The 10,541-nt window shown below is 75.0% G+C and carries 8 protein-coding genes; 3 read left to right on the top strand and 5 right to left on the bottom strand.

What is annotated here, in order from left to right:
- A partial coding sequence (locus AKI01S_RS46530) for a LacI family DNA-binding transcriptional regulator (protein WP_169814136.1) occupies positions 1 to 635 on the bottom strand: 635 nt, incomplete at its 3' end.
- Between the two features lie 89 nt (positions 636 to 724).
- On the opposite strand from AKI01S_RS46530, the gene AKI01S_RS46525 reads away from it, so the two are divergent.
- On the top strand, positions 725 to 1,957 hold the full coding sequence (locus tag AKI01S_RS46525; RefSeq protein ID WP_067832929.1) for an MFS transporter: 1,233 nt from the start codon (positions 725 to 727) through the stop codon (positions 1,955 to 1,957).
- Between the two features lie 14 nt (positions 1,958 to 1,971).
- On the opposite strand, the gene AKI01S_RS46520 is transcribed toward AKI01S_RS46525, so the two are convergent.
- The gene (locus tag AKI01S_RS46520; RefSeq protein ID WP_157420654.1) at positions 1,972 to 2,901 is read right to left on the bottom strand and encodes a helix-turn-helix domain-containing protein; all 930 of its coding nucleotides are present in this window, start codon (positions 2,899 to 2,901) and stop codon (positions 1,972 to 1,974) included.
- A 504-nt stretch (positions 2,902 to 3,405) separates the two neighbouring features.
- Here AKI01S_RS46520 and AKI01S_RS46515 point away from each other — a divergent pair.
- Positions 3,406 to 4,368, top strand: coding sequence for a LysR family transcriptional regulator (locus AKI01S_RS46515; protein WP_245682076.1), 963 nt, complete (start codon positions 3,406 to 3,408; stop codon positions 4,366 to 4,368).
- Positions 4,369 to 4,405: 37 nt separating this feature from the next.
- On the opposite strand, the gene AKI01S_RS46510 is transcribed toward AKI01S_RS46515, so the two are convergent.
- Positions 4,406 to 5,710, bottom strand: a complete 1,305-nt coding sequence (locus AKI01S_RS46510; protein ID WP_084000924.1) for a sensor histidine kinase — start codon at positions 5,708 to 5,710, stop codon at positions 4,406 to 4,408.
- Between the two features lie 220 nt (positions 5,711 to 5,930).
- Between AKI01S_RS46510 and AKI01S_RS46505 the strand changes: the two genes are divergently transcribed.
- Positions 5,931 to 8,108, top strand: a complete 2,178-nt coding sequence (locus tag AKI01S_RS46505) for an MMPL family transporter (protein ID WP_067832922.1) — start codon at positions 5,931 to 5,933, stop codon at positions 8,106 to 8,108.
- Between the two features lie 54 nt (positions 8,109 to 8,162).
- On the opposite strand, the gene AKI01S_RS46500 is transcribed toward AKI01S_RS46505, so the two are convergent.
- The gene (locus AKI01S_RS46500; protein WP_067832919.1) at positions 8,163 to 9,812 is read right to left on the bottom strand and encodes a tannase/feruloyl esterase family alpha/beta hydrolase; all 1,650 of its coding nucleotides are present in this window, start codon (positions 9,810 to 9,812) and stop codon (positions 8,163 to 8,165) included.
- 50 nt (positions 9,813 to 9,862) lie between these two features.
- On the bottom strand, positions 9,863 to 10,541 hold a 679-nt coding region (locus tag AKI01S_RS46495), incomplete at its 5' end, for an MFS transporter (protein WP_157420652.1).

The following is a 10,541-nucleotide window of genomic DNA, read 5'->3' as shown; positions in this document are numbered from 1 at the left end:
GCCCGCAGCCGCGCGGGGCCCGCCGGGCCGGTCCGGCCGTCGGCGGACAGCCGGTCGGCCAGCACCGCGAACCGCCGGTGGCCGAGCTCCACCAGGTGCGCCGCCGCCCGTCGCGCGCCGCCCCGGTCGTCCACGCCCACGAACGGCTCGTCGCCGTCCGGCTCCGGCTCGTCGACCAGGACCATCGGCAGGCCGCGCTCCCGCGCCGCCGCCAGCGCCGGGTGGCCGTCCGACAGGGAGTACACCAGCAGTCCGTCCACCACCGCCCGCCGCACCGCCTCGGCGACCGTCCCGTGCCCCCGCCCCGGCCGGAGGGACGGGTCGGGCGGCGCCGGGATCAGCGTCAGGCACACCTCCGCCAGCCCGCTCGTGGACGCCATCCCCTGGAGCAGCAGCGCCGCGGCCGGGTCGGTGAACGCGTACGCCAGGTCCTCGGTGAACAGCAGCCCCAGCGCGCCGACCCGGCGGGTCGCCAGGCCCGCCGCCAGCGGGTCCGGGCCGGGGTACCCCAGCTCCCGCGCCACCCTCAGCACCCGTTCCCGGACGGCCGCGGACAGCCGGTCGGGCCGGTGGTAGGCGTTGGACACCGTGGTGTGCGACACCCCGGCCTCGCGCGCCACGTCCCGCAACGTCACCACCGCGTACCCCCCTCCTGGAGTTGACCGGTCAACACACTATCCCTAGCCTGCTCGTGTTGACCGGTAAACAAGAGAGGGGCGGGCCCGTGACCCGCACGACGACTCCCCCGCCGCGCGCGGCCCGCCGGGCCGTGGCCACGGTGTTCTTCCTCAACGGCGCCGTGTTCTCCTCCTGGGTGCCGCGCATCCCCGAGGTCAAGGACGCCCTCGGGCTCGGCGACGGTGCCCTCGGCGCCGCGCTGCTCGGCCCCGCCCTCGGCGCCGTCGCCGCCATGTCCGCCGCCGGCGCCCTGGTCTCCCGGCACGGCTCCCGGCCCGTCGTCCGCGCCGCCCTCGCCGCGTTCTGCGCCGTGCCCGTCCTGATCGGCCTCGCGCCCACCTGGGCCGCGCTGCTCGCCGCCCTCACCCTCTGGGGCGCCGCCATGGGGACCCTGGACGTCGCCATGAACAGCGCCGGAATGGCCGTCCAGACCCGCTACCCGCGGCCCATCATGTCCGGCCTGCACGGTTGCTTCAGCCTCGGCGCCCTGGTCGGCGCCGGGACCGGCGCGTTCGCCGCCCACCTCCGCCTGCCCGTCCCCTGGCATCTGCTCGCGGCGGGCGCCGCCGCCCTGGTCCTCGGGGCCGTCGCCACCCGCGCGCTCCTGCCCGCCGGTGACGACGCCCTCCACACCGGCCCGGCCTTCGCCCGCCCCACCCGCCCGCTGATGCTGCTGGCCGCGCTCGCGTTCGCCGGGCTGCTCGCCGAGGGGGCCGCCGCCGACTGGAGCGCCCTCTACCTCCGCGACACCCTCGGCGCGGGCGCCGGCACCGGCGGGGCCGGCTACGCCGCGTTCACGCTCGCCATGACGGTCGGGCGGCTGGCCGGCGACCGGCTGGTCGCCGCGTACGGGCCGGTCCGGGTGGTGCGCCGGCTGGCCGCCCTCGCCGCCACCGGCTTCACCGCGGCGCTGCTGGTCGCCGAGATCCCCGCCGCGCTGGCGGGGCTGGCGCTGCTCGGCCTCGGGCTGGCCTGCGTGGTGCCGATCATCTTCACCGCCGCCGGGCGGTCCGCCGGTGGCCCGGGTCCCGCCATCGCCGCGGTGTCCAGCTGCGGCTACCTGGGCTTCATCGCCGGGCCGCCGCTCATCGGCATGGCCGCCGAGGTCATCGGGCTCGGCGGCGCGCTCGGCCTGGTGGCCGCGCTCGTCGCCCTGCTGGCCCTCGGCGCCCCGGCCGTCGCCCCGGCAGGCCGGGCACATCCCCACCGCGCCCCCGCCCGGGAAGAGGACGGCGCGCGACCCGTTCCGGACGCGTCCGAGCCGCCGCGGCCCGCGTGAGGCGCCTCCCCCCGTCAGAGCCAGCCGAGTTCCCTGGCGCGCAGGGCGGTCTGGAAACGGGTCTCGGTGCCCAGGCGGGCCTTCAGGTCGGCGACGTGGCCGCGGAACTTGCGGACCGAGATGCTCAGCGAACGCGCCGCCGCCTCGTCGGTGTGGTGCTGGGCCAGGGCGTGCAGGACCCGCCGCTCGACCGGCGTCAGGAACGGGTCGTCCAGGTCGCAGGCGCGGCTCCACATGCCCTCGAACAGGTCCGAGAGGATCCGCACCAGGCCGGGCTGGCGGATCTGCAGCGCGCCGGCCCGGGGGTCGGCGGGGTCGGCCTGCACGAACGCGGTCGACCGGTTGACGACGACCAGGTTCCGGACCGGTTCGGCGGTGATCCGGTGCAGGTCGCCCAGGGAGTGCCGGTGCCGCACCTGGGACTCCCGGTCCGGATGGCCGAGCGCGTGCGTGGGCAGCAGGGTACGGCTGCGCAGCCCGCGCACCAGCAGATGGTGGAAGGCCTCGTCGTCATGGCCGGCGCCGGGATGGGCGGCGTGGAGTTGCAGGCGGGCGAGCTCGCGCGGTTCGGTGGCGAGCAGGGCGCGGACGCGGCGGACGACCTCCGGGCCGCCGGGGACGTGCTCGATCAGGTGGACGGTGCGGCCGCTGCCGTGCTCCTCGGCCAGCTCGGTGAGGATGTCCCAGGCGAGGGTGAGATCGTCGAGCTGGCGCCGGGCGTGCTCGATGCGCTGCTGCACGAGCAGGTCGACGGCGGCCACCGGGGGCGCGGGGGCCCGTCCCTCGTCGAGCAGGCCGAGCGCCTGCAACTCGGCGACCACCCGCGGCAGTTCGGGCACGGCCAGCTCCGCGCCGAGGGTGCGCGGATCGGCGTTGGGGTTGCGCAGCAGGTAGCGGTAGAGACGTTCCTGATCGGCGGTCAGCCCCAGACGGGCCAGGCTCATCGTCATCTCCATCACGTTGGGCAGGGGGACGCGGCTGCTTGTCCGGACCGGGACGGGCCGGGCGTCCGCCCCTGTCCCGCGGTCCGGGCCTCGAAGGGGTCGCGCGTTCCGCGCGGCGGATGCGGTCGGGAAGGGGACCGGACGCCGCCAGCCGCCGCCCCCGGCGATCGCCTTGTCCGTGCGGCGTCCTCGCGTCCTTGGGAGGAGATCGCGCGGTGGAGGGATGCCCGTCCGGACCTGGCGGCGCTCGCGTCCGGGAGCCCGTCCTCAGTCCGCTTCGATGGTCGGGGAGGCGTGCGGGCGGCCTCTCGACGCCCGGCGTGCGGCGGCTCCGCCGGTGAGCCGGAGGGCGGCTACGGCGCGCACCCGACCACGGTCGGGGGGAGGCCGTGGTGGCCCGGCCGGTACGCCAGGACGGGGCCGGCGACACCGATGCCGGAAGTGAGGATGTTCATCGCGATGCTCCCCGAACGAGCGGTTCCTGAACCTGGATCCTCCAGTACGGTGAACGCCCGGAACAACGACGGAATCCTCAAGATCACCTTCAGCGGGAGTGAACGGAACGGGTCGGACGTGGAGCTGCGGGACATCGAGATCTTCCTCACCCTGGCCGAGGAGCTGCACTTCGGCCGCACCGCCGCCCGGCTGCGCCTGTCGCCCGCCCGCGTCACCCAGGCGATCCAGAAGCAGGAGCGGCACATCGGCGCGCCGCTGTTCGAGCGGACCAGCCGCACGGTGCGGCTGACGCCGGTCGGCCGCCAGCTCCGCGACGACATCCTCCCCCTCCACACCGGGTTGAGGGACGGCGTGCGGCGCGCCCGGCTGGCCGCCCAGGGCATCACCGGCACGCTCCACGTCGGCATGCTCCCCGTCAACGCGCACGACCTGCGCCCCTACTGGGACGCCTTCCGCGCCCGTCATCCGCAGTGCAGGCTGCGCATCCAGCGCACGCAGTTCAGCGACGCCTTCGCCGCGCTGCGGCGCAGGGACGTGGACGTCCTCGTCGCCTGGTTGCCGGTCGACGAGCCCGATCTCACCGTGGGGCCGGTCCTGTTCTCCGACCCCCGGGTGCTGGCCGTCTCCACCGACCACGAGCTCGCCGGGCGCGGGCCGGTCTCGCTGGAGACGATCGCCGACTTCCCGCATCCGGGCGCCGACACCGGGCCCGACTACTGGATCGACGCCTACCTTCCGCGCCAGACCCCCCGGGGCCGCCCGATCGAACGCAGTCCCCTGGTGCGGGACACCGAGGAGGCGATCACCCTCACCAGCATGGCGGAGGTCGTCACCCTCTTCCCCGCCCACATGACCCGCTACTGGGTGCGGCCGGACATCACCTACCTGCCCGTCACCGACATGGGCCCGCTGCCGTACGCCCTGGTCTGGCTCAGCGAGAACGAGAACCAGCTCATCCGCTCCCTCGCCGAGGCCGTCACCGGCGTCGGGCCTCTCCCCCTGGTGGGCTGACCGGCGCGGAGCCGAGGCACCGGGTTCCACGGCCGGATCAGTTCCTTCCGGAGGGCGGCGGGCTCTTCGGCCCCGACAGCGCGCAGGGGATCTTCATGGTCACGACGGTGGGTCCGCCGGGCGGGCTGGTCACGACCGTGGTCCCGTCGAACGCGGCCAGGCGGCGTTCGATCCCCCGGATGCCGGACCCGGCGGACGGGTCGGCGCCGCCCCGGCCGTCGTCACCGACGATCATCGTGAGCTCCCCGTCCGCGTGGTGGAGGTCGATCCAGGCGCGGCGGGCGCCGCTGTGCTTGGCGACGTTGGCCAGCATCTCGGCGACGGCGAAGTAGGCGGCCGACTCGACCGGGGCCTCGGCGCGGCCGGGCAGCTCGACCGTCACGTCCACGGGCAGCGGGAGGGCGAGCGCGAGGGCGCGCACGCCGCCGTCGAGACCGCGTTCGGCCAGGACCGGCGGGTGGATGCCGCGGACGAGGCCGCGCAGCTCGGTGAGGGCGGCGCCGCTGGTCTCGCGCGCCTCGGCCAGGAGTCTCCGCGCGCCCTGGGGATCGCGTTTCATGAGCTCCTCGGCCAGCCCGATGTTCATGCTGAGGGCCACGAGCCGGGCCTGCGCGCCGTCGTGCAGGTCGCGCTCGATGCGCCGCAGCTCCGCCGCCGAGGCGTCCACGGTCTCCGACCGCGTCTCGGTCAGCTCCTGGACGCGGTGTTCCAGCGCCCCGCGCATCGGCGCCAGCAGCCAGCGGCTGAACAGCGCGTACCCCTTGAGGACGCCCGGCCCCGTCCGCAGCCCGCCGACGGCGAGCGCCGAGCCCAGCACGACGCAGCCGGCCATGCCGACCGCTCCCCAGTCGCGCAGCGGCCAGAAGGGGCCCCAGCCGTAGCCGATGGACGGTGGCAGCCAGGGCGCCACCAGCACGCCTTCCAGCCCGTACACGGTGAGGAATCCCGGCAGCAGCCCCAGCGGCAGGCCGACCGGGATCGCGGCCACCAGCCACAGCAGGTCCCGCCATGTCGCCGGGTCGCCGAGCAGCCACCACAGCCGCCGCGCCGGGGAGACCGCTCCGGGCGGCGCGGGCCGATAGGGCCGGTGGATCTCGACGCCCGACCACCGCGCCGCCCACATCCGCTGCTGGTTGGCCAGCGCGCGCACCGCGAGCAGCGCGGACGGCGCGAGCAGCACCCCCACGCCCACCGGGACCAGCGCGAGTGACACCAGGGCCAGGACGAGCAACGGGATGTGGGCGGCCTGGGAGAAGAGCGCCAGGATCAGCCCGCGTCCCGTGTCGCCCAGCCAGCGCCGCAGGAGATCCCCGACGTGCTCGCCGGCCTGGCCGTCACTCATCCCGCTCCCCACCCGTCCCCATGACGCCGTCCGCCGCCACGCGGCCCATTCTCACCTGGCCGATCACGGAGAACGGTAGGTCTAGGTCCCCTTGTCGGCCGCGCGGAAAGGGGAGGAAGCCCTACCTCGTGCGGGGGCCTGGGCCCAGTGTCCGGCCGCCCGCCCGCCAAGACCATCGACGCCGTACCGCCGCTGGAGGAACGACGAAGGGCGACCGACGATGGGCAGACAGGGGCTGACGGTCCGGGTGGCGCGCTGGAGCGCCACCCATCCGTGGCGCGCCATGGGGCTGTGGCTGGTGTTCGTGGTGGCCTGCGTGGTCATCGGCGGCCTGGCGGGCACGCGGCAGGCGACCATGATCGATCTGGGGACGGGCGAGTCCGGCCGGGCGGCCCGCGTGGCGCACGACCACGGCGTCGCCGAACCCGCCGGGGAGAACGTCCTGATCACGGCGCGGCGGGGCACGCTCGACCAGGCGGCCGCCACCCGGGCCGCCACCGAGATGGCCCGGCGGATGCGCGCGCTCCCCGAGGTGGCCGCGGTGGGCGAGCCCGCGCGGTCGCCCAGGGGCGAGGCCCTCCTGCTGCCCGTCACCATGAGCGGAGACCCCGAGACCGCTCCCGACCGCGTCGGCCCGCTGCTGGAGCAGACCAGGGCCGTCCAGGACGCCCATCCCGGACTGCGGATCGAGCAGGCGGGCGACGCCTCCATCCAGAAGGGGCTCACCGAGCTGATCCTCAAGGAGCTGCTCAGGGCCGACATGTTCGGGCTGCCGATCACGCTGCTCATCCTGCTCGTGACGTTCGGGGCGCTGGTCGCGGCCGGCGTGCCGCTGCTGCTGGCGATCACCGCCGTGCTCGGCGCGGTCGGGCTGACCGGGCTGGTCTCGCACCTGGTCCCGATGTACGACTCGGCGACCAGCATGATCATGCTGATGGGGCTGGCGGTCGGCGTCGACTACTCGCTCTTCTACCTGCGCCGCGAGCGCGAGGAGCGCGCCCGGGGCCACGGCCACCTCGCCGCCATCGAGATCGCGGCGGCCACCTCGGGCCACTCGGTCGTCGTCTCCGCGCTCGCCGTGATCGTCTCCATGGCCGGCCTGTTCCTGGCCGGTCACGTGACCTTCACGTCCCTCGCCACGGCGGCGATCATCGTGGTGGCGGTGGCGATGCTCGGCTCGGTCACCGTCCTGCCCGCCGTCCTGGCCAAGCTGGGCCCGCGCGTCGACCGTCCGCGCGTCCCGCTCGTCGGGCGGCTCACCGCGACGCGCGAGAACCCCCGCCTGTGGCCGGCCCTGCTGCGCCCCGCGCTCCGGCGCCCGGCGGTCACCCTGCTGGTCTCGGTGCTCGCCCTCGGCGCCCTCGCGATGCCCGCGCTCGGGCTCGACCTCAGGCCGACCACGGCCGACGAGCTGCCCCGGGCGATCCCCGCCATGAGGACCTACGACCGGCTGACCGCCGCGTTCCCCGGCCGCTCCACCTTCCACCTGGTGGTCGTCCGCGCCCCGGCCGCGAGCGCGGACGAGGCCGGGCGGGCCCTCACCCGGCTCGCCGAACGGACCGCGGGCGACCCCCTCTTCACCCCGACCGGCACCGGGGTGCGCGCGTCGGCCGACCGCCGCGTGCACACGCTCCGGCTGGCCTCCCCGTACGACACCAACTCCCGGCAGGTACAGGACGCCCTGGGGAAACTGCGCGGCGCGCTGGTGCCCGAGACCGCCGGCCGGGTCCCCGGGGCCGAGCACTGGGTCGGCGGCGCGGCGGCCGACAGCCACGACTTCGGCGCACGGCTGGAGGAGCGGCTGCCGCTGGTGATCGGTTTCGTGCTGCTCCTCACGTTCCTGACGATGGCGATGATCTTCCGGTCACTCGTGGTCGCGCTCACCGCGATCTTCGTCAACCTGCTGTCGGTCGGCGCCTCGTTCGGCGTCCTCGTCCTGGTCTTCCAGCACACCTGGGCCGAGGGCCCGCTCGGCTTCACCTCGACCGGGCACGTCATCGCCTGGATCCCGCTGTTCCTGTTCGCGGTGCTGTTCGGGCTGTCGATGGACTACCACGTCTTCCTGGTCAGCCGGATCCGCGAGGCGGCACTGGCCGGGCTGCCCACCCGGCAGGCGGTCGCCGACGGCATCATCCGCTCGGCGGGCGTCGTGACCAGCGCCGCGGTGATCATGATCTCGGTGTTCGCGGTCTTCGGCACCCTGCGGATGATGGACATGAAGCAGATGGGCGTCGGCCTCGCGGTCGCCGTCCTCATCGACGCCGTGGCGATCCGGATCGTCGTCCTGCCCGCCCTGATGACCCTGCTGGGCCGCCACAACTGGTGGCCCTCCCGCCTCGCCCGCGCCCCCCGTCCCGCCCACGGCCGGGACCTCCCCGAGAACACCCTGACGGGGTGAGCGGCAGGTCGGCTCCCCCGGCCGCCGGAACGGCGGTCGAAGGGGCGAGGGCGTTCAGGACCGTCGGCAGGTGAAACCGGTCGCGGCGCCGGGGTCGCCGGTGCCCCGGTAGCGGGGCCAGGCGGGGTACTCGCACAGGGGGCGGGTGCGCGCGGAGGCGCCGGGGTTGACGTCGGTGACGACGGGGTCGCGGGGCGCGGTGGCGCGTTCCCTCCAGTTCTCCAGGGCGGTGAGGGAGTCCCATCCGGCGGCGAAGGCGGCCTTGACGTTGACGTGGTTGGCGCCGGGCACGGTGTAGAAGCGGGCGAAGCGCCGCGTGGCGTCGGCGCCCATGGTGGCGTTGACGCGGGCGAAGTACTGGGCGGTGGAACGGTGGCTGACCAGCTCGTCGGCCAGGCCGTGCACGATGATCAGGCGGCCGCCGGCGCGGGCGAACGGCCGCAGGTCGGGGTCGTTGACGTCCTGGAGGGCCGACAGGCGGCTGATGCGGTCGCGCCACCTGCCGGGGTGGCGGGGGTCGACCGTCAGCGAGTCGTGGGCCGGGTTCCTGGTGACGGCGTGGCGGATCCACTGGTCCCAGAACTGCACGCCGTAGCCGCTGGTCCTGGGCATGGGGTGGGCCGGGGCGGTGGTGCCCATGCCCAGCAGCGGCGTGGTCATGGCGGCGCCCGACAGGAACGGGAAGCCGGGGTACCCGGTCTCGCCGCTGGCCAGCCGGTAGGGCAGCCGCAGCGGCGAGGACAGCGCCCGGACGGCGCGGATCTGCCGGTCGGTCAGGCAGGTGCCGGTCGGGTGGGCGGTGCAGCGCAGGACGCGGGGGTCGAAGCGGCAGCCCCGCTCGTTGGAGACCACGCCGTCGCGCAGGCCGTCGCCGCCGTCGCAGGCGTTGACGACGCTGCGGTGGAGCAGCTCCTGCTCGGCCGGGCCGGGGAACGCGCCGGGACGCGACAGCACCTGGGCCTCGTAGCCGAAGAACAGGTCCAGCGTCGCGGCGTTCCAGGCGGGGTAGACCGCGATGACGCCGTCGAAGTCGCGGGGCCAGCGCTGCGCCACCGCGAGGCCCTCGCGTCCTCCCGTGGAGCCGCCGGCGAAGTAGCTGCGGGAGGGCCTGGCCCCGCCGTACCGTTCGCCGATCAGGTGGACCGCCGCGTCACGCGTCTTCTTCAGCGCGTCGCCGGCGAAGTTGCGCAGCGCCTCGTCGTTGACGGCGAACGAGCCGTCCAGGGAGGTGGTGGGCTGGAAGTCGGGCGCCGCCTGGTGCCCGGAGTCACTGGCGAAGGTGGCGTAGCCGCGCCCCAGCGGGGTGGGCCGGTCGGGCGGTCCGTAGGGCACGTTGCCCGCGATGTTGGGGATGGTGCCGTCGTATCCGCCGCCGCCGAACATCATGGCCTTGCCGTTCCAGGCCGCCGGCAGGGCGACGCGCATCAGGATGTCGGGCGCTTTCGGGTCCACCGGGCGCAGCGCCGCGTCCACCCGGCAGTGGGCGCCGACGGCCGAGGCGCCCTGTCCGGAGGCGGGGACCGGTGTCGCCTGGCGGACGTGCCCGCCGCCGGTCGGCAGCCCGATCGCCGACGCGGGGACGGCCAGTCCCGCGAGCCTCGTGCACGCCTCGTCGGCGGGCGCCGCGGCCGACCGGGCGGGACCGGCCGTCACGCCGGACAGCGCCACGGCGCCTCCCACGGCCAGGATCTTGTAGCGGTTCATGGCGGCCTTTCCGGTGGGGTTCCTGCGGGGTGGACGCGGCGGGCGGGGTGTCACGAGCCGGGGATCGGCTGTTTCCCGGGCGCCGCGGGGGCGGGGCCGCCGGTCAGCGGGCGGGTCAGGTCGCGCCCGCGCGTCTCCTTGATCACCGCGACGGTGATGGTGGTCACGACGGCGGCCGCGCACACGTACACCGAGATGGGCATGGCGGAGTCGAAGTCCTTGAGGAGTTCGACGGCGATGATGGGGGCCAGGGCGCCGGCGATGATCGAGGACAGCTGGGAGCCCATGGAGGCCCCGGTGTAGCGCACGCGGGTGTCGAACATCTCGGAGATGAACGCCGCCTGCGGCCCGTACATCGCGCCGTGGAACAGCAACCCCACCGTGACCGCCAGCGTGATCACCCCGAAGGACCGGGAGTCCACCAGGGCGAAGAACGCGAACGCCCACGCCGCCATCCCCACCGACCCGATCAACGTCACCGGACGCCGCCCGATCCGGTCCGACAACGCCCCCCAGGCCGGGATGGTCAGGAAGTGGACCGCCGAGCCGATCAACACCGCGTTCAACGCGGTGCTCTTGCTCAGTTCCAGGTGGGTGGTGACGTAGACCAGCAGGAAGGAGGTCAGGATGTAGTAGGAGATGTTCTCGCCGAACCGGGTGCCGATCGCGGTGAGGATCTGCCGCCAGCTGGTGCGGAACACCTCGACGGCGGGCGCGTGCCGGTCGGCT

The sequence above is a fragment of the Actinomadura kijaniata NBRC 14229 genome (assembly GCF_001552175.1).
In the GTDB taxonomy this organism is placed as follows: Bacteria; Actinomycetota; Actinomycetes; order Streptosporangiales; family Streptosporangiaceae; genus Spirillospora; species Spirillospora kijaniata.
This window is presented reverse-complemented; position numbering and strand designations above follow the sequence as displayed.